The 19,358-nt window shown below is 69.1% G+C and carries 17 protein-coding genes; 7 read left to right on the top strand and 10 right to left on the bottom strand.

What is annotated here, in order from left to right; all coding sequences use genetic code 11:
• Nucleotides 1-105: 105 nt before the first annotated feature.
• From V9G19_RS16200 to V9G19_RS16190, 3 genes are all read right to left on the bottom strand, one after another.
• A complete protein-coding gene (locus V9G19_RS16200; RefSeq protein WP_462286471.1) occupies nt 106-555 on the bottom strand; it encodes a cysteine hydrolase family protein in 450 nt (149 codons plus the stop codon).
• 118 nt (nt 556-673) lie between these two features.
• Nucleotides 674-3,517, bottom strand: a complete 2,844-nt coding sequence (locus tag V9G19_RS16195) for an FAD-binding and (Fe-S)-binding domain-containing protein (protein ID WP_462286470.1) — start codon at nt 3,515-3,517, stop codon at nt 674-676.
• Between the two features lie 10 nt (nt 3,518-3,527).
• Nucleotides 3,528-4,688 (bottom strand): acyl-CoA dehydrogenase family protein, encoded by a 1,161-nt coding sequence (locus tag V9G19_RS16190; RefSeq protein ID WP_462286469.1) that lies wholly within the window; start codon nt 4,686-4,688, stop codon nt 3,528-3,530.
• Nucleotides 4,689-4,843: 155 nt separating this feature from the next.
• Between V9G19_RS16190 and V9G19_RS16185 the strand changes: the two genes are divergently transcribed.
• Nucleotides 4,844-6,100, top strand: a complete 1,257-nt coding sequence (locus tag V9G19_RS16185; RefSeq protein ID WP_462286468.1) for a hypothetical protein — start codon at nt 4,844-4,846, stop codon at nt 6,098-6,100.
• 12 nt (nt 6,101-6,112) lie between these two features.
• Here the strand turns inward: V9G19_RS16185 and V9G19_RS16180 are convergent, their stop codons facing one another.
• Nucleotides 6,113-7,183 carry an LLM class F420-dependent oxidoreductase gene (locus V9G19_RS16180; RefSeq protein WP_462286467.1) on the bottom strand — a complete coding sequence of 357 codons (1,071 nt, stop codon included), beginning with the start codon at nt 7,181-7,183 and terminating at the stop codon, nt 6,113-6,115.
• A 1,053-nt stretch (nt 7,184-8,236) separates the two neighbouring features.
• Between V9G19_RS16180 and V9G19_RS16175 the strand changes: the two genes are divergently transcribed.
• From V9G19_RS16175 to V9G19_RS16160, 4 genes are all read left to right on the top strand, one after another.
• The gene (locus V9G19_RS16175) at nt 8,237-8,554 is read left to right on the top strand and encodes a hypothetical protein (protein WP_462286466.1); all 318 of its coding nucleotides are present in this window, start codon (nt 8,237-8,239) and stop codon (nt 8,552-8,554) included.
• A gap of 571 nt (nt 8,555-9,125) precedes the next feature.
• Nucleotides 9,126-9,830, top strand: coding sequence for a hypothetical protein (locus V9G19_RS16170; protein WP_462286465.1), 705 nt, complete (start codon nt 9,126-9,128; stop codon nt 9,828-9,830).
• Between the two features lie 86 nt (nt 9,831-9,916).
• Nucleotides 9,917-11,101, top strand: coding sequence for a nucleotide sugar dehydrogenase (locus V9G19_RS16165; RefSeq protein WP_462286464.1), 1,185 nt, complete (start codon nt 9,917-9,919; stop codon nt 11,099-11,101).
• Between the two features lie 63 nt (nt 11,102-11,164).
• Entirely contained in the window at nt 11,165-11,689 is a 525-nt protein-coding gene (locus tag V9G19_RS16160) for a CoA-binding protein (RefSeq protein WP_462286908.1), read from the top strand.
• On the opposite strand, the gene V9G19_RS16155 is transcribed toward V9G19_RS16160, so the two are convergent.
• Nucleotides 11,607-12,140, bottom strand: a complete 534-nt coding sequence (locus V9G19_RS16155; protein WP_462286463.1) for a hypothetical protein — start codon at nt 12,138-12,140, stop codon at nt 11,607-11,609. The two genes, V9G19_RS16160 and V9G19_RS16155, sit on opposite strands and share 83 nt — an antisense overlap.
• Nucleotides 12,141-12,766: 626 nt before the next feature.
• Here V9G19_RS16155 and V9G19_RS16150 point away from each other — a divergent pair.
• Nucleotides 12,767-14,362, top strand: coding sequence for a glutamate synthase-related protein (locus V9G19_RS16150; RefSeq protein ID WP_462286462.1), 1,596 nt, complete (start codon nt 12,767-12,769; stop codon nt 14,360-14,362).
• 19 nt (nt 14,363-14,381) lie between these two features.
• On the opposite strand, the gene purE is transcribed toward V9G19_RS16150, so the two are convergent.
• Nucleotides 14,382-14,903, bottom strand: coding sequence for a 5-(carboxyamino)imidazole ribonucleotide mutase (gene purE, locus V9G19_RS16145; RefSeq protein ID WP_462286461.1), 522 nt, complete (start codon nt 14,901-14,903; stop codon nt 14,382-14,384).
• The gene (locus tag V9G19_RS16140; protein ID WP_462286907.1) at nt 14,900-15,985 is read right to left on the bottom strand and encodes a 5-(carboxyamino)imidazole ribonucleotide synthase; all 1,086 of its coding nucleotides are present in this window, start codon (nt 15,983-15,985) and stop codon (nt 14,900-14,902) included. Before V9G19_RS16140 ends, purE begins: the two co-directional genes overlap by 4 nt.
• A gap of 136 nt (nt 15,986-16,121) precedes the next feature.
• On the opposite strand from V9G19_RS16140, the gene V9G19_RS16135 reads away from it, so the two are divergent.
• Nucleotides 16,122-16,640 (top strand): GtrA family protein, encoded by a 519-nt coding sequence (locus V9G19_RS16135; RefSeq protein ID WP_462286460.1) that lies wholly within the window; start codon nt 16,122-16,124, stop codon nt 16,638-16,640.
• On the opposite strand, the gene V9G19_RS16130 is transcribed toward V9G19_RS16135, so the two are convergent.
• The 3 genes from V9G19_RS16130 to V9G19_RS16120 are packed head-to-tail and all read right to left on the bottom strand — an operon-like array spanning nt 16,541 to nt 19,358.
• Nucleotides 16,541-17,557, bottom strand: coding sequence for a sensor histidine kinase (locus V9G19_RS16130; RefSeq protein ID WP_462286459.1), 1,017 nt, complete (start codon nt 17,555-17,557; stop codon nt 16,541-16,543). The two genes, V9G19_RS16135 and V9G19_RS16130, sit on opposite strands and share 100 nt — an antisense overlap.
• A 27-nt stretch (nt 17,558-17,584) precedes the next feature.
• The gene (locus V9G19_RS16125; protein ID WP_462286458.1) at nt 17,585-18,262 is read right to left on the bottom strand and encodes a response regulator transcription factor; all 678 of its coding nucleotides are present in this window, start codon (nt 18,260-18,262) and stop codon (nt 17,585-17,587) included.
• A 52-nt stretch (nt 18,263-18,314) separates the two neighbouring features.
• Nucleotides 18,315-19,358, bottom strand: coding sequence for an adenylate/guanylate cyclase domain-containing protein (locus tag V9G19_RS16120; protein WP_462286457.1), 1,044 nt, complete (start codon nt 19,356-19,358; stop codon nt 18,315-18,317).

The following is a 19,358-nucleotide window of genomic DNA, read 5'->3' as shown; positions in this document are numbered from 1 at the left end:
GCCAGGTGCATCCCACCGAGGTCACTGCGCAGGGTTACTGCGGAGGGTTTCCGTGGCCCTTCGTTGGCGCGCCCGGCCGCTTCGCCGCGTCGACACAACGGCCCGCTACGCGCTCGATTCGCCCAGGATCTCCCGCAACCGGATCATGGAGGCGCCCGCGGCTTCCATGCGCTGTAAAGCCTCGCTGTGCCCTGCTTCCGAGCCGCGCGTGACGGCGTCCACGACCACACTCACCGAGTGGTCGGTCAGCGCATCAAGGACCGAGGCCATGACTCCCGCTTCGGTGGCCACGCCCGCGACCACGAGGTGCGATCCAACCGGGAGTTGCCCAGACAGCCCGGTGCCCGCGAAGGCGCTGAGGCCGTACTTGGTAACCACCAGGTCGTGCGTATCCGGTTCCAGGCCCTCAGCGAATGCTGCCTCGCCCTCCGGCCCACCGTCGCTCCTGTCAAGACGGAGGTAGCGCACGGGAACAACATCCCAACCACGCACGCGCGCCGCCCTTCGCAGCCGCGCTACAGCGCTGACACACTCCTGGCCCGACAGTGGCGCCAACGGCAACTCACGATCCAGCGTTGGAGGTCGATCTCCAGGACGACGGTCCGTTCACGCATCATGAGCTTGACTCCTCGCGGTTGGTGCTCCGGCGTCAGCGGCAGCGATGTGGCGTGCCCTACTCGATCGCGGCGGCCAGCAGCTCGGCCACATGAACGGCCACCCGGCCGCTTCCCTGGGCGATCTGGGTGCGGCAGCTGAACCCGTCGGCGACGATGGCCGTAGCTGGCGAGGCGGCTCGCACCGCGGGCAGCAGCACCCGCTCGCCGATGCGCTGCGAGATCGCGTAGTGCCCGGCCTCGAAACCGAAGTTGCCGGCCAGGCCGCAACACCCGGAGTCGGGGATGTCGGCGTCCACACCGGCCGCGGCGAGCAGCGCGCGGTCGGGGTCGAAGCCCAGCACCGCGTGCTGGTGACAGTGGGTCTGCACCAGCGCTCCTCCCCCGACCTGCGGTGGCCGCCACTGCGGTGCGGATGCCGCGAGCGCCTCGGCCAGCGTGTGCACCTGGGTCGCCGCCCGCTGCGCGAGCGGGTCGCCGGGCAGCAGCCGCGGCGCGTCGTGGCGCAGCGCGGCCGTGCAACTCGGCTCCAGTCCGATGACCGGCGCCCCGGCTTCCAGCGCCGGCGCGATCCGGCGCAGCGAGGTGCGCAACACGCGGCGAGCGGTCGTGAGCTGGCCGGTGGAGATCCAGGTGAGTCCGCAGCATACGGCCGAGGTGGGGAGGCGCACCTCAAAGCCAGCGTCCTCCAGCACCACCACAGCAGCCCGACCGACCTGGGGCGCAAGGAAGTTGGTGAACGTGTCCGGCCAGAGCAGCACGGGGGTTCCCGATTCCCGGCGCGGCCGGCGACCAAACCACGCCTCGAACGACTCGCGAGCGAAGGCGGGGAACTGGCGCTCCGGCGCGATCCCGCCGAGCCGGGCAACCACCGGCCGCGCCGGGGAGGCGACGAGCCGGTTGACCACCGGCGCCGCCCGTGCCGTGACCGGCAGCCACCCCATCGACCAGTGCGAGCGTGGCCGGGCCCACGGCCGGCCGGCGTAGTGGTGGTGAGTGAACTCGGCCTTGTAGGTCGCCATGTCGACGCCGACCGGGCAGTCGCTCAGACATCCCTTGCAGGACAGGCATAATTCGAGCGCGTCGGCGACCTCGGGCGACCGCCAGCCGCCGGTAACGACCTCGCCCTCGAGCATCTCCCAGAGCAGATGTGCCCGGCCACGGGTCGAGTGCACCTCCTCGTCGGTGGCCTGATAGCTCGGACACATCACCCCGCCGGAGGACTGCCGGCACTTGCCGACCCCGACGCAACGCCGCGCTGCCGCAGCGAAATTGCCGTCGTCGTCGGGATAGTCGAAGATCGTGGTGACCGACCGGCTACGTGCGGCGCCGAGGTGCCGCAAGCCAGCATCAAGCGGTGGCGGGTCGACGATCACACCGGGATTGAGCAGCCCGTCCGGGTCGAACGCCCGCTTGACCTGGCCGAGCAGCGCGACGCCGTCCGCGCCATACATCCGGGTGAGCAGCGCCGAGCGGGCCCGCCCGTCGCCGTGTTCCCCCGAAATCGACCCACCGAGCGATACGACGAGATCCGTTGCCGCCTCGACAAATTCGCGATAGCGCGCCACCCCTGCAGCAGTGAGCAGATCGAAGTCGATCCGGATGTGCATGCAGCCCTCGCCGAAGTGCCCATAGGTCAGGCCCGAGAATCCGAACCGGCCGAGCAACTCTTCGAGGCGGCGCAGATACTCACCCAGCCGCGCCGGCGGCACGGCCGCATCCTCCCAGCCACCCCAGGCCTCGGCGCCGTCCGGTCGGCGGGTGACCAGCCCGGCCGCGTCCCGGCGGCAGCGCCACAGCACCCCCTGCGCCGCCCTGTCGGAAACGACTGTTGCCGTGCTCCCCGGTATGCCGTCCCGCACCGCCTCGGCGATCCAGCCCGCCTGTGCTGCAGCCGATTCCGACGAGTCGGCGCCGACTTCGACAAGCAGCCACATCCCGCCCTCGGGCAAGCCTGCCGCGTGCGCCGACCGCCGCAGGTCATCCGGAAGCAGCTCGAGCAGGCGCGCATCGACCGACTCCATCGTGAGCGGACCATGCGGCAGCACGATCGGCACGCTGTCCGCCGCGGCGATCGCATCGGGAAAGCCGAGAACCAGCAGCGCCACCGCCTCCGGTACCCGGACGAGGTTGACCGTCGCCTGCAGGGTCGTTGCGAGCGTTCCCTCGCTGCCGCACAACAGCCGGGCGATGTCCGGGCCGCCGTCGGCGATCAGGTGCTGCGCGGCATACCCGGAGATCTGGCGACTGAACTGACCGAACCGGCGTTGAACAAGAAGTCGATTCGCCTCACCCAGCCCCGAGAGCCGGGTCACGAGATCGGCCGTCCCCGGACCTGAGGCAACCGGACCGAAGCCGGGCACGGCGAACTCCGCCCGGCGCCCGTCCGCGAGCACCACGTCGAGCGCCCGGACATTGACGCTCGTCGTGCCCCAGGCCACCGAGTGCCCACCGCAGGCGTTGTTGGCGATCATCCCCCCGAGGGTGGCCCGGCTCGCCGACGACGGGTCGGCGCCGAAGGCCAGCCGGTGCGGGCGGGCAGCGGCCAGCAGGTCGGTCAGCACCACGCCGGGCTGGACGACGGCCAGCCCCGCGGCCGGGTCGAGGTCGAGGATCTTGTTGAGGTGACGCGAGACGTCGATAACGATGCCGCCCAAGCAGTTTCCCGCCATCGAGGTGCCGCCGCCACGCAGCGCCACCGGCGCCCCATGCTCGCGGGCGACACCGAGCGCAACGACCAGGTCCTCCTCGTCGAGGGGCACGACCACCGCATCCGGGACGACGCGATAGTTCGACGCGTCCACGGCATACAGCGCCCGCGCGGTGGCATCCGAGCCCACTCGGCCGCGGGCGGACCGAGCCAGCGCCCCGACGGCAGCCTGAACGTCATACGTCCCGGTCATCGGCCACGCGTCAGCGAGAAAGCAACGAGCGCGCCATCACGATCCGCTGGATCTGGTTGGTGCCTTCGTAGATCTGGGTGATCTTGGCGTCGCGCATCATCCGCTCCAGGGGGAAGTCGCGGACATAGCCGGCGCCGCCGAGCAACTGCACGGCGTCGGTGGTCACCTTCATCGCAACGTCGGACGCGAAGCACTTGGCTGCGGCGCCATAGAACGCCAGATCGCGTTCCTGGCGCTCGGATTTCGCCGCGGCGACATAGACCAGCTGCCGAGCGGCCTCGAGTTCCATCGCCATGTCCGCGAGCATGAACTGCAGCCCCTGGAACTCCGCGAGCGCCTTGCCGAACTGCTTGCGCTCCTTGACATAAGCCAGCGCATGGTCCAGCGCCCCCTGGGCGACGCCGACGGCCTGGGCGCCGATCGTGATCCGGGTGTGGTCGAGGGTCCGCAGGGCGATCTTCAGGCCTTCGCCGCGAGTCCCGACCATCCGGTCCTCCGGAATCGTGCAGTTGTCGAAAAGCAGTTCCCGCGTGGGGCTGCCCTTGATGCCGAGCTTGCGCTCCTTCTCACCAACCGAGAACCCCTCGTCGCCGTCCTCGATGACGAACGCCGAGACGTTGGCGCCACGCCGCCCATCGGGGTCGGTCACCGCCATCACGGTATAGAGGCCGGCTACGCCGGCGTTGGTGATCCACGCCTTGACGCCGTTGAGCGTGAATGTCCCGTCACCGTTGTCGCGGGCCTGACAGGTCATCCCGGCCGTGTCGCTGCCCGCCTCCCGCTCGGAGAGCCCGTAGGCGAACATGGTGCCCTGAGCCAGTGGAGGAAGGTAGCGCTGCTTGAGGTCGTCGCTGCCGGCCAGGATCAGCGGCATCGAGCCGAGCTTGTTGACGGCCGGGATGAGCGATGCCGAGACGTCGGCGCGGGCCACCTCCTCGATCACGATGCACGTGGCCAGCGCATCGGCACCGACGCCGCCGTACTCCTCCGCGACATGCGGCGCGAAGAACTCACTGGCGAGCAGCGCGTCGTGCGCTTCCTGGGGATAGCGGGCCTGCTCGTCGACTTCCGCGGCATACGGGGCGATCTTGTCCCGAGCCAGGTCGCGCACCGCCTCGCGGATCGCCCGGTGGTCGTCGGAGAGGCGGTAGCTGTCGAAGTCGGGGTTCACGCTATGAACACTACGCGCGAGCCATGCCGCGGCGCAGCGTCCCGGATCACACCAACCACTCCGATCCGCGCCCTCGATGGGTCGCTCACCCCATTCCCCAACCGCCGATGCAGAGATAGCGTCGCGAGTACCCGACGTTCTCGGGAAGGAGACCAATGAAACGACTACTCACCGTCCTGCTTCTCGCAACCACCGCCGTCGGCGTCGGCGGCAGCGCCGCCCAGGCCGACGGCCCGCGTGGCCTGACCCAGGGCTGGGCGCCCGACCCGTACGACGACCCAAGTTTGCGCGTGGCCGCCAGCCAGGATCTGACCGGTCGGCTGCCCGGGGCGCCGGGAAACTACCATCGCTTCTCCGCCTTCGTGTACCAGGAGATGGAAGTTCTGACCGCGTCCATCACGCACTACGACTGCCCGGGCGGCACGTGGGATGTCAGGGCCTGCGAACTTCTCGAGGGGCACTGGGGCGACTTCCTGGACTCGCCCGAGCCGGGGTATCAAAAGGTCGGTGTGCTGGGTGTCAACATCTCCGCCGACTTGTCGCATGGCGGATACGACCCGTTCCATGTCGAACTGTCCCTGCGCCCGGATTCCCCGCTCACGTATTCGGTCCGGTCATTCGGCCGGGGCCAGGAACTCACGGAGATGTGGGACACCCAGGACGTGAGGATGACGGGCGCCATTGCGGGTTTCGACGTCAATGGGGGCGCTGTCGTCGCATCCGGCGGATGGGCAGACGACCGGAACACCTTCATCTGGACGTCGGGTTCCGAGCCGGAGCGGACGGCCCCCCCGACCGAGCGGGAGCGGACCGCCCCCCAGACCGAGCAGGAGCGGACGGCCCCCCCGACCGAGCGAGGCTGGACCCGCGCCCCCGGGGGCAGCGCGGACAACGGTTTCACCTGGCGGCGGCAGGGGGGTCTTCCCGGTCGCCCCGGGAACGTCCACACCGGCTTCGTGACAGCAGCGTTGGACAACGATGAGACGTCGCCGACGGCGCTTGTGCAGGGCGAGTGGAACGACTGGTACTGCCCGGACGGTGTCGCTCCTCCAGCCTTCGCCCGACGCGACAGCGGGTGCACCCTGTTGCGGACCGACGATGGCATCGAGCGCCGACTGCCGGTCACGAACAGAGGGTGGAAGTGGTTCACCACCAAAGGCAGGCTGTCAACCGCCATTCTGGACAAAACCGGATCCTGGACGTCCACGGCGGCGGTCGATCTTCGGCTACGAGCGACCGGCACTGCCGAGAAGACTCACCGGCTTCTCGAAGTGGGGGTGAGGGCAACCGATTACATCTACCCCTCGTCTATAGCCGCCGGCCGGTTCGGCGACCTCGATCTGGCGGCCGACGGCCTCAACTTCCGCGGGTCCATCTACAGCGACACCAAGATTTGGGTGCGCACCCCCTGATCCGACGGCCCATCAGTTGAAGCCGGGCAGGTGCCAGCGGTGATGCTCCTCCTCCTTGGGGGCCGGGTCGAGGAGCACCGGGATGACCTCTCGCTCAAAAAGCTCCACACCCGACAGGTCGTATGCCGCTTCGGCGAAGTAGGTGATCGCGTACGCCATCCCAAGGCCCTCCAGGGCGGTCAGGCTTTCGAGGATCTGCTCCGGTGTCCCGACGGCGGGGCCGGTCCGGGCCATCCGTAGCTGGCCCTCGATCTTGCGCTCCGGCACACCCGCCTGGCGCAGGTGGTTCTCGAACCAGCGGAACCGCTCCTCGACCTCGCGCTCGTCGCGGCCGATGAAGATGTTGTAGTCCGCGGTTCGCACGATCGAGTCGAAGTCGCGCCCGACGTCATCGCAGTGGCCGCGCAGGATCCGCGACTTCTCCTCGAATGTGTCTGGCGTGCCGTCGAAATTCGTGTAGTCGGCATACTCCGCAGCGATCCGCAAGGTCACCTTCTCGCCGCCGCCGGCGACCCACATCGGTATGCCGTTGGCTCGTGACCCCGGCAGCGACGTGCCCTGCAGCGGCTGCGGATAGCACAACGCGCCGTCGACCTGGTAGTGCTTCCCGGCCAGGGTCGCCGAGCCGGTGGTCCACAGCTGCCGGAAGATGTCGACGCCCTCGCGCAGCCGGGCCAGCCGCTCGCCCGCCCGGGGGAAGCCGTAGCCGTAGGCGCGCCACTCGTGTTCATACCAGCCGGCACCGATGCCCATCTCGAGGCGTCCCTCGGAGACGATGTCGACCGTCGCCGCGGCCTTGGCGAGGTAAGCGGGGTGGCGGTAGCTGATGCAGGTGCACATCTGCCCCAGGCGCACGCGCCCAGTGACGCCGGCGAAGGCGGCCATCAGGGTCCACGCCTCGTGGGTCGCCTCCTGGCTGGGCACGGGCACGGTGTGGAAGTGGTCATAGACCCAGATCGACTCCCACTCCGGGTTGGCGTCGGCGCGGCGGGCGAGTCCAGCCATCACGCCCCAATGCTGTGCGGGGTCGATCCCGACCAAGTCCATGCGCCAGCCCTGCGGGACAAAGATGCCGAACCTCATACCCGAAACCTACCGCGCAGCCTGGGATTTTCGCTGACGTCCCGGTGGGGTCAATGGGGTGATCACCCCATTGTCGTGCCTTCTGCCCGGAGCTTACCGTCGAAAAGGAGACATTAGCTCCCCTGGGAAGGAACCATAATGTCGCCCCGTCGCTTTGCCCCCCTCGTTCTCCTCACGGCAACCGCTAGCCTCGCTGGCGGCGGCTCGTTCGCTGCCCTGCCTGCTGCGGGCCAGCCAGCCGCCGAGGACACCACAGCCCAACGGGGCCTGCCCATTGGCTGGGTCGTCGACCATGAGCAGCCAGAGGCGACGAACGTCGAACTGGTCTGGACGGTCACGGGAGCCATGCCGGACGGCGGGGAAACCGGCATTCCGTCCACGCCTATCTCGAGCCGGACCAAACCCAGTTGGGCGTTACTCTCGGCGACTATTCCTGTGCCGCCGGAGTGACTGCGTTGACCCGGTGCACCTACGTGGGTGGCGAGGCCAAGACGCTCTTCGTCGAACCCGGCAAGCAGGTCGTCCCGGTTGGTCTGGTCGGCATGAACGTGCGCACCGACGCCGCGGCCGACGGCGAGGATATCCGGCTGAGCATCCGGCCGGCCGGCGGAATTCACTATTCCGTGGGCAGCACCTGGACGGTTGTGGAGCGCTCGCGCACGCTGAAGGCCACCGTGTCGGGGCGGATCGGCGACCTCCCCCTCGACGCACCGAACACCACCCTCACCTTCGCCGATCTCGAGCACCACAAGGCCTACCGCTGGGCGGGCGGGTCCGCCACCACCGGCCAGTCCGCTCGGGCCGCCAAGCGAGGCTGGACCAACGACTACGACGACCGGTCCGGCGGCGCCTGCTGGGTGCGGATGGGCAAGCTGGCCGGACGGCCCGGCAACGCCCACAGTGGGGTGGGTCCACGCCGAGACCTCGCGCACTGCCGGCCCTCCCGCCTCTTTGTCGGTCGACGCCTCCGTCGAATGGGCAGATTGGCAGTGCCCGCGGGGCACCACCCCGCCGGCCTTCGCGCGTCGCTCCTCGGTATGCACGTTGCTCCGCGTGGAGCAGGCAACACCCCCTGGAGACCTGACCTCGACCCACGTCGGCTCCGGCGGGTTCACCATCTCCGGCCGGACTGCGACGACCGTATGGTCCGCGGCATCACCCAGGCCCTCTTCCGCCGCACTGAGTTTCGGCAGTCAACCTGCGGGGGATCACAGTCGCTACATCGTCGCCCAGGAGCGCGGCTGGAAGCTGGTGTATGCCGCGTCCATCGGCTCCACGGCCACCGGACGGCTCGGTGTGATCGACCTGGACGATCCGCGCACCACCGTCACCGGCGAGGCCACCACCTCCTCCCAACTTTGGAGTCATTAACGGCCACAAGGCAGGCAGGAAGGGGAACACCATGTCACACCGCGAAGGAAAGTCCATGTCACACCGTGCTTTTGCACCCGCCACCCTCCTCCTGGCAGCAGCAGTCGCCTCCGGCGCGACCGCATCGGCTGCGGCCCCAGCAGCCGCCAACGCCCCGTCGGCCACCCAGCCCGGCGTGTCCGTCGGCTGGGTCCCTGACACCCGCTATCCGTGGCCACCGACTTCCGCCTGGCCTGGACGGTGACCGGGACCACGCCGGACCGCTCGGGCAACCGCCACCTCGTCTCGGCCAGTCTTGATACTGGCGACTACTACCTCGACTGGGGCATCGCCGACTGCGCCTGTCCGAGCGTCACGACCGATACATTGTCCTGCCGCAAGGTGGGCGGGGAGTCGCATCGGACGAATGCGCCGCCGGGCCGGGAGGCCATCGCCGTCGGCCTGCTCGGCAGCGACGTGCGCACCGACCCGGACGGCGATGGCGGGGAGGTGCGCCTCTCGATCCGCCCCCTCCGGCGGGATCCACTACTCGGTCGGCGGGGAGTATGGCGTCACGGAGTAATGGCGCACGATGCGTGCCACGGCCATTGGCCGGATCGGCCGCTTCCGGACCGACGCCCCGAATGCCAAGCTCACCGGCGCCATCCTGCGGCACGCGAAGGTCTATCGCTGGGACGACGGAACCGGGCGCTCGGCGCCCACGCGGTCCTCCGAGCGAGCCTGGCGTCTGGTCGCCGACAACCGCGACGGCGGCATCCGGTGGTTGCGCACGGGCGCGATCCCCGGCCGTCCGGGCAATGCGCACACGGGCTGGATCTACTCCTCGGTGGACTACACAACGGTCCCACCCGGGCCTGCGCTGGTCGCGCAAACGCTGACCGAATGGAACGACTGGCAGTGCACCGCCGGCGCCCGGCCGCCGGCCTTCGCCACGTCGTCCTCGTCCTGCACCCTGTTGCGGGTCGAACGCGGCGGCAACCGGGGCGAGCTGACGCCAGCCCGAGTGGGTCTCCACGGCATCGACATCGCCGGCCGCCTGCCCACTCAGGTGTGGACGACATCGACGTCGGCCGGTTCGTCGGCTGCGCTCGACGTCGGCGTCCGTCCGGTGGGAGATCCCTTCCGCGACCGTGGCTATTACGCCCGGACGGCCACCGAGACCGCCGCCTCGATCTCGTCGGCGGCAACCGGCCGGCTCGGCGTGATCGACCTGGACGACCCCCGGGCATCCGTCACGGGTGAAGGCACGTCCTCCTGGAAGGTGTGGCAGCGCTGACATCGTCCGCGCGCCTGTCAACGAAAGGAAACCGCATGCTGCACAAGAAATTTGCCTCGCTATGCCTCGTACTAAACTGACCGGCCGTGTCCACCAGCGCTCCCACGTCCATCGCCGTCGTCGGCGCCTCCTACGTCGGCCTGTCCCTGGCGGTGCTGCTCGCCCGGCGCAACCGAGTGGTCGCCCACGACATCGACGAGCGCAAAATCGCGTTGCTACAGGCAGGGAAGAGCCCGATCAGCGACCCGGATATCGAGCGCTTCCTCGCCGAGGATGCGCTCGACATCCGCTTCACTCTCGACCCCGATGAGGCGTATGCCGCAGCGGAGTTTGTCATTATCGCCACCCCGACGAATTACGACGAAGTGACCAACTACTTCGACACCGAGTCGGTGGAGTCGGTGATCAAGGACGTCACCCGGGTCAACCCCGAGGCGGTCATGGTGATCAAGTCGACGATCCCGGTCGGCTTCACCGTGAACGTGCGCCGGCGCCTCGGCACCGAGCAGGTCATCTTCTCGCCGGAGTTCCTGCGCGAGGGCCGGGCGCTGCACGACAACCTGCACCCGTCGCGGATCATCGTCGGTGAGGACAGCGAGCGAGGCCGCCGCTTCGCCCAACTGCTGCTCGAGGCGTGCGAGGAACCCGACACGCCGGTGCTGCTGACCGGCTCGACCGAGGCGGAGGCGATCAAGTTGTTCGCCAACACCTATCTGGCGATGCGGGTCGCCTATTTCAACGAATTGGACACCTTCGCTTCCACGCACGGACTCGACACCCGCCAAATCATCGAGGGGGTCGGCCTCGACCCGCGCATTGGGATGCACTACAACAACCCGAGCTTCGGCTACGGCGGCTACTGCCTGCCCAAGGACACCAAGCAACTGCTCGCCAACTACCAGAACGTCCCGCAGACGCTGATCAGCGCGATCGTTGACGCCAACACCACCCGCAAGGACTTTGTCGCCGCCGATATCGTCGCCAAGCGGCCCCGGGTCGTCGGGGTCTACCGGCTGATCATGAAGGCCGGCAGCGACAACTTCCGCTCCTCCAGCGTCCAGGGGATCATGAAGCGGATCAAGGCCAAGGGCATCCCGGTCATCGTCTACGAGCCGGAGCTGGCCGACGAGTCGTTCTATGGCTCGGAGGTGGTGCGCGACCTGGCCGAGTTCAAGCGCCGGTGCGATGTCATCGTCGCCAACCGGCATACCCCCGAGTTGGCCGACGTCGCCGAGCGGGTCTATACCCGAGACCTCTTCCACTCCGATTGAGAGTCGACCCGCGCCGGTTTGCCGCGTCCGGCTGGTCAGCAGTGCCAGAATGGCAGCGTGGCAATGGTGCACCAAAACGACCCCGAACTCGTCCGCTCCCTCCTGATCGACCCGGGCATCTGGGCCGTGGTGGGCCTGAGCACGAATGCGAGCCGCGACGCCTGGCATGTCTCGCGCTGGCTGCTCTTCGAGCACGGCAAGGGCATTATCCCCATCCACCCCAAGGCCGAGACGGTCCACGGGCAGCAGGGCTACGCGCGGCTGTCCGACATCCCCGATGGCACCGACCTGAAGGTCGTCGAGTGCTTCGTCAATTCGGGCCTCGTCGGCAAGATCGTCGACGAGGCGATCGCCAACAAGGAGCGGCTGGACATCGACGCGATCTGGATGCAGCAGGGCGTCATGGATGCCGCCGCAGCGGCCCGCGCCCGCCGAGGCCGGCATCGGGGTGGTCATGGACACCTGCCCACGCATCGAATACCCCCGGCTGCGCCCCGGCAGTTAGTTACGGCGGGTAGGGTTCTCCCCACAGTTCTATGCGCGCGCCGTTGCCGTCCTCGGTCAGCTCGACGCCACCCGAGACATTGAACCGCCTATGCCCCGGTGGGACCGACGGTGTCCCCGAATAGGTGAACTCGCCCGGTTGCCACATCGAGTTGAACTGCAGCGTGCGTCCGGTCTGGCGTGCGGTGCCGAGATAGGCGCCGAGGCCAGCGATGTCCGGCAGTGACGTCACGGTGAGCTTGCCGTGATCCCGTCTCCAGACCATCGCCGACGGGCAGCGCTGCTGATCCATTGCTCGGCCGGCGGCTGCGCACCGCGTGATCAGGCGGTTGGCTTCGCTCCGTGCCCGGTCCAGCAGCGCGCTGGTCGAACGGTGCAAGAGTGCCGGGCTGGGGAGGCGCTGCGTGACGTGGTCGTGGGTGACCGGGAGGTCGACCGAGGCGGTGAGCCACGGGCTCGGCGCGCCCTCGATGTGATACCTGCCGGGATAGAGCAGCACGCGCCGATCCGCGGAGCCGGGGGCCAGGGGCGACACCGGGACCGGCGTCGCCCCGATCTGCGCCGGCAGGCCGGGCAAATCGGTGCGGATGACAACCGGAGCGCCAGGGTGTCGACAATTCGCCAGTGCCGCAAGACTCCCCAGGTATTCGGCAGCCGGGACACGCGCAGCACAGCCTGGCTCTCGCTATTGCCGACCCGGTAGGTCACGGCCACCTCGGCGCTCTGTCCGACCGAGACCTGGTCGCTCGCGATGGCAGTGATCTTTCGGACCGACAACCGCTCCTGAGCTGCGGTGAGGACGTCGTCCGACAGCAGGCCCGGGACCAGCGTGGCCCCGTCGGCCGCGGTCGGCGGGGCCAGCTCACCGGCTGCCGCGGCGCGGCCCGCGGAGAGATGCGCGGCATACACCCGCACGAGCGCCTCGGGAGTGTTGGCGGCGTTGCGCTTGGCCACGGCGACGGCGAGTGTCGCGGTCACCGCCGCGACGAGCAGGATGCCGAGGGCCACCCACCGCAGGGTGCGGCCCCGACGCGGGGGGTCGCTCTCGGTGCGAGGCACCGGCGGGGCAGCGGTCATGGCGCACCGACCCTACCTCCCGGGTGACCGGTTCCACCGGCGCGACCACCTCCACCCACACCGTGGCGGCGGCACACTGGAGCCATGAGGCCCAAGGTTGTGCTGTCCACCGCTGTCGCCGCCCTCGGCGGGGTTGCCGCCCACGATTTGTTGCAGAAGCGGCACAGCCTGATGCGCAACTTCCCGGTCATCGCGCACGCCCGGTTCGCGCTGGAGACGATTGGGCCGGAGCTGCGGCAGTACATCGTCACGAGCAATGACGAGGAGCGGCCGTTCAGCCGTGACCAGCGGACCTGGATCTATGCCAGCTCCAAGCTGAAGAACAACTACGTCGGCTTCGGGACCGACAATGCCGTCGAAGACGCGGAATACGTCGTCTTTAAGCAGCACACCTTCTCGGATGCGGTGCCGCCCACCGGCGTTCACGCCGGCGAGCACGTCTGGCTCCCTTGCCCCAAGGTGCTCGGTGGGCCACGCGGGCGGCGCGATGCCTTCCGCCCGGACTCGGTCGTCAACATCAGCGGCGATGAGCTTCGGGTCGTTGTCGGCGCAATGCGATCGCCGCGCTCAACGCCGGGGCAAAACTGCGCCGGTTGCCAGCACAACACCGGCGAGGGCGGCCTCTCGCCGCACCACCGCCACGGCGGCGACCTCATCCTGCAGATCGGCACCGCCTACTTCGGCTGCCGCGACGACGAGGGACGCTTCGACCTCGACAAGCTGCGCAAGGTGGTCGAGTCCGCGCCGGTCCGGGCGATCGAGATCAAGCTCAGCCAGGGCGCCAAACCGGGCCTCGGCGGGATGCTGCCGGCCGCCAAGATCACCGAGGAGATCGCGGCGATCCGCGGCATACCGATGGGCACGGACTGCGCGAGTCCCGTCGCGGCATGCCGAGTTCCACGACGTCGACTCGCATGCTCGACTTCGTCGAGAAGATCGCCCAGGCGACCGGGAAGCCGGTCGGGATCAAGTCGGCAGTCGGCGACCTGCTGTTCTGGGAGAACCTCGTCGAGGCAGATGCGATCCGGTTCTCGCGGAGTCGATTTCATCACCATCGACGGCGGCGAGGGCGGCACCGGCGCCGCTCCGCTCGTCTTCAGCGACGCGCGTCTCGCTGCCCTTCCGGGTCGGGTTCGCCCGGGTCTACGCGCTCTTCGCGCGGCGCCGGCATCCAGGACCGACGTCGTCTTCATCGGCTCGGGCAAGCTCGGCCTGCCGGACAACGCCCTGGTCGCCTTCGCGCTCGGTGCCGACATGGTCAATATCGCCCGCGAGGCAATGATGGCGATCGGCTGCATCCAGTCCCAGAAGTGCCACACCGACCACTGCCCGACCGGCGTCGCCACCCAGAACACCTGGCTAGCCCACGGCCTCGACCCGACCCTGAAGTCCGTGCGCCTGGCCAACTACATCCGCACCCTAAGAAGGGACCTGCTCAAGGTCTCCGAGGCATGCGGTGTCTGGCACCCGGCGCTGCTCGACGCCGACGACGTCGAGATCCTCGACGGCAATCGACACGGCACCCCGCTGCGCGAAATCTATGGCTACGAGCCGTCGTGGGGCGGGCTGTCGGGCCAGATCCGCGCAGAGATCGAGGCGGTGATGTCGGCGACGGGTCCGCGCGGCGGCTCCGCTCCTTCCTCGGCCAGCTCCGAGCCCGCTCCCCGTGCGGAGTCCTGACCGCCGGAATCTCCGGGAGCTAATCAGCTGAGCGGGCCGCTCGCTCGCGAAGCGCCGCCCCCTTGGCGGATGCCGATTCGCGCAGGTCCTGCTGGAAGCGCTCCATCGCCGCGCGCAGCCGGCTGGCCTCGGCGTCGCCGCTGCTAGCGAGGATGCGAGCCGCGAGCAAGCCGGCGTTGCGTGCCCCACCGATCGAGACCGTTGCCACCGGCACCCCCGCGGGCATCTGCACGATCGAGAGCAGCGAGTCCATCCCGTCCAGATACCGCAACGGCACCGGGACACCGATGACCGGCAGTGTGGTCACCGCAGCGAGCATCCCCGGCAGGTGTGCCGCTCCCCCGGCGCCGGCGATGATGACCCGCAGCCCTCGACTCGCGGCGTCGCGGCCGTAGCCGATCATGTCCTCGGGCATCCGGTGGGCGGAGACGACGTCCGCTTCATACGGAATATCGAACTCCTGCAAGGCGATTGCGGCCTGCTCCAGGACCGGCCAATCGCTGTCGCTGCCCATGACGATGCCGACCACCGGCTCGGTCATTCGCGAATCACTCCCTGGATGTAGTCGGCGGCATGTTGGGCCCGCTCGATCAGGTCGGCGAGGTCGGTGCCAGACACGTTGACGTGCCCGATCTTGCGCCCGGGCCGCACCTGCTTGCCATAGAGGTGCACCTTCAGCTCTGGGTCGCGCGCCAGGACATGTCGGTATGCGGAATACAGCTCCGGCTCGTCCCCGCCGAGGATGTTGGCCATCACCGTGACCGGCGCTCGAGGGAGCGGTGAGCCGAGCGGCAGGTCGAGCACCGCGCGCAGATGTTGCTCGAACTGACCGGTGATCGCGCCGTCCATCGACCAGTGGCCGCTGTTGTGCGGGCGCATCGCCAGCTCGTTGACGACGAACCGCTCCCCGTCGAGGTCGAACATCTCCACGGCCAGCACGCCGGTGACCCCGAGTTCGCCGGCGATCCGCAGACCCGCCTCGGTCGCCCGGGCTGCCAGATCCGGGTCGATACCGGGCGCGGGGGCGATGACCTGGGTGCAGATCCCGTCGGTCTGCACGGTCTCGACGACCGGCCAGGCCGCGGCCTGCCCCGACGGCGAGTGCGCGAGCAGCACGGCCAGCTCCCGTCGGAAGTCGACGAGCTCCTCGAGCAGGACCAGCCCTCGCTCGAGCCACGGCGTGAGTTCCTCCGGGCCGAAGGCGATCTCGACACCCTTGCCGTCATAGCCGCCGCGGGGGGCCTTGGCCATCAGTGGCCAGCCGACCAGCTCGCCAAAGGCGAGCGCCTCGTCCATCTCCGTGGCGGCAACCCACCTCGGGCACGGTATGCCGAGTTGCGTCAGCCGGGTGCGCATCGCGACCTTGTCCTGGGCAAAAACGAGCGCGGCCGGCGTCGGCTGCAGGGCCGCGCCGGCGGCGACGAGCGCGGCGAGAACCTCGCTCGGCACGTGTTCGTGGTCGAAGGTGACGACATCGCAGCCCGCAGCGAAGTCGAGAACCGCGGCGATGTCGGCGTGATCACCCACCGGCGCGCTCCGCACGACTTGGGCGGCCGCGGCATCCGGGCTCTCGGCCAGGACGGCGAGCGTGACTCCCAATTCGGCCGCGGGCCCGGCGCACATCCGGGCCAGCTGTCCCCCGCCGATGATCCCGACGACGGGGAAGCCGCCGGGCGCCCGCAGCGGTGTCGGCGAGTCGGGCGAGTCCACGCCCGCGAGGATACCGGCAGCATCGAGGGCGAGCGTTTAGGGTTGGTCGGTGCCCGCCGCGACCGACCGCCTCAGCGACTGGCTGCGTGGCACGCTGTCGATGCTGTGGCGCGAGATCCTCAAGTTCGGGATCATCGGGGCGGTCGCCTTCGTCATCGACGTGGGCACGATGAACCTGTTGCGGCATACGGTGTTGGCGGACAAGCCGACCACCGCCAAGGTCGTCTCGGCCAGCGTGGCGACGGTGTTTTCCTGGCTGGGCAACCGGCAGTGGACCTTTCGCCACCGGCGCAACCGGGCCGCGCACCACGAGTTCTCCCTGTTCGTGGTCACCAATCTCGTGGCCCTGGTCATCGGCGCCGGCGCGATCGTCGTCTCGCACTATGGCCTGCGCCAGGAGTCATTGTTGGCGGACAACATCGCCAACGTCATCGGCATCGGCCTCGGCACCCTGTTCCGGTTCTGGGCCTACCGCAAGTTTGTGTTCGCCAAGGAGCTCGAGCCGGCCTCGGACAAGAACAGCGCAAACACCGCTGGCTCGGCGCCGACCAACTCCAGTCGGCCGTAGTTCTGCTCGGCCAAGTCGCGGGCCAGCGCCAACCCGAGCCCGCTGCCGGTCGAGGAGACTCTGCGCTCGAAGATCCGGGGGGCGAGGTCAGCGGGGATCCCCGGTCCTTGGTCGGTGATCTCGACGATGACGGACGGCCCGCTGCGGCGGGCCGCGACCGAGACCGTGCCCCGGCCGTGAGCAAGCGAGTTCTCGACGAGTGTGGAGAGGATCTGGGATAGGGCAGCCCGGCGAATCTGGACGGTCAGCCCGCGCTGGCCGTGCACGCGCATGCTCCGGCGAGCGTTGGCGAAGGCGGGCTGCCACTCCTGTTGCAAGGCGGCGATGACCGAGTCGAGCGAGACCGCCTCGCGGATTTGCGGTCCCGAGCGGGACTGGCCGAGAAGGTCGTCGACGACGCCGCTTAGCCGCTCCACTTGGGCGATCGCGATCTGGGCTTCCTCGCGGACCACGTGCGGATCGTCGGTGGTGGCGATCTCCTCCAGCCGCAACAGCAGGGCGGCCAACGGCGTGCGCAGTTGGTGACTGGCGTTTGCGGCGAACTCTCGCTCGGCGACCAGCGCCCGGGTCATGTCGTTAGAGCTGCCGGCCAGCACCTGGCTGATCTTGTCGATCTCGCGGATCCCGCTCGACAGCGGGCTGAGGCTGCCCGCGGTGTCACCGAGTTGCTCGGCCATGACGGCCAATTCGGTGAGCGGTTGGCCGAGTTTGGCAGCCTGCCGCCGGGCGACCAGCGCCGCCAGCAGCAGCGCGAGGCCGCCAAGCAGGAGGTAGGCGACGAGCATGCCCCCGGCGAGTGCCCATCCTCCGAATCGATTGCTCAGTCGGTCTTGGGGGGAGCGGCTGGCAAAGACCATCATCACGGCAAAGGTGGGCACGACGACGGTGAGCACGGCCGCCCCGACGGCCTGCATCATCGACCGCACCAGGACGGGCCGCACGCGCTAGCTCGGGTCGAGGTCGAGGCGGAAGCCGATGCCCCGCACGGTGGTGATGTAGCGCGGCTGGGCGGCATCGTCGCCGAGCTTGCGGCGCAACACCGAGATGTGCATGTCGAGCGTTTTGGTCGAGCCGTACCACACGGTCTCCCACACCTCACGCATCAGTTCTTCCCGGGGCACCACGCGGCCGCGCTCGCGGAAAAGCACGGCCAAGACCGAGAACTCCTTGCCGGTTAGGTGCAATTCCGTGCCGTGAAAGTAGGCGCGGCGACTCTCGCTGTCGATGACCAGGACCTCGCCGCCGGCGCCTTCGGACTCCACCGACCCGCGGCGCAGCAACGCCCGGGTGCGAGCGAGCAACTCGGCCAGGCGGAAGGGTTTGGTCACATAGTCGTCGGCGCCGGCATCGAGCCCGACCACGGTGTCCACCTCGTCGGCGCGGGCGGTCAGGATGAGGACGGGCATCGTCACGCCGGCCGTGCGCATCCGCCGGCAGACCTCCAAGCCGTCCAGCCGGGGCAGACCGAGGTCGAGAACAAGCAGGTCAGCCCCGCGCAGGGCCAGGTGCAGGGCAAGCTCGCCGTCCTCGGCGACCTCGACGTCATACCCTTCCCGCCGCAACGCACGGGACAACGGCTCGGCGATCGCGGCGTCGTCCTCGGCAAGGAGCACGCGCGTCATGTCGGTCATCATAGGAGCGCCACCCAAAACTGTCACTATCGACCACAGTGAGTCAACTGCCGGCGAGCGCGGTCGGCAGCCGGGCACCCCGCGCGCGGGTGATATCGCACGGGCTGACCAGCCCGATGCCGCGCAGATTCCGTCGCCGCAGCGGGTGCAGGTTAAACCCCGACAGCGCCGCTAGCCGGGCGGCCAGCGCCTCGTCGGCGACCACGCGCCCGGTCGGCGCGATCGCGGTCAGCCGGGCCGCCCGATTGACCGTGGTGCCAAAGATGTCGCCCATCCGAGAGATGACCGGCCCATACGCGACGCCGACCCGGACCTGCGGCAGCATCGGATCCTCACCCATCGCATCGACGAGGTCGAGAGCGATGGCGGTCCCGGCGAGCGGCTCGACTGAGGCAAAGAGCACCTCATCCCCGACGGTCTTGATGACCCGGCCCCCGTGGGCGGTGACGATATCGGAGGCCAGTTCCTCAAAGCGCTGGACGATCGCCGCGAGCTGCCGCTCGGTGGCGCGGCGCACGACCGCGGTGAAGTTGACCAGGTCGGCAAAGCCCACGACCCGGTTGACGCCCGATCCCTCCTGCTCCTCGGCCGGTGCGGCGTCGCTCAGCGTGCGGGTCAACGCAGCCACCAGATGCCGCCGCCAGGCATAGGTGAGCATCGGCTCCAGTTCCTCGGCGAGCAACGCGGAGGCGATCGCCAGATCGGCAGCGGCCGCCGGGTCCAACCGGCCCTCGTCCGAGGCCGGCGCCAAGAACTCGGCGAGCAGTTGGGCCTGCCAGACCGCCAACCGGTCGGCCGAGCGGGCCGTGGCCCGGGTCATCGCCAGCGCGAGTTCCTCATCGAGCACGCCGTCGTCGATCAGGCGGGTGATCCGCTGCAGCGCCCGCACGTCGGCGTCGGTGAAATGCAATTCGGTCCAATTCTGCGGCAGCGGGAAGCCCAAGGCGTGCCAATACCGGGTCGCGGCCGGCAATACGTCGGCCACTTCGGGACGCAAATCCGCGGCCTCGAGGGTGATCTCGTCGCCGAGCAAGCGCTTGCGCACCTCGGCGAGAGCCGCCTCGTGGCCCTGTGGCTCTTGCGGCAC

The organism is Nostocoides sp., from assembly GCF_037045025.1.
In the GTDB taxonomy this organism is placed as follows: domain Bacteria; phylum Actinomycetota; class Actinomycetes; order Actinomycetales; family Dermatophilaceae; genus Nostocoides_A.
This window is presented reverse-complemented; position numbering and strand designations above follow the sequence as displayed.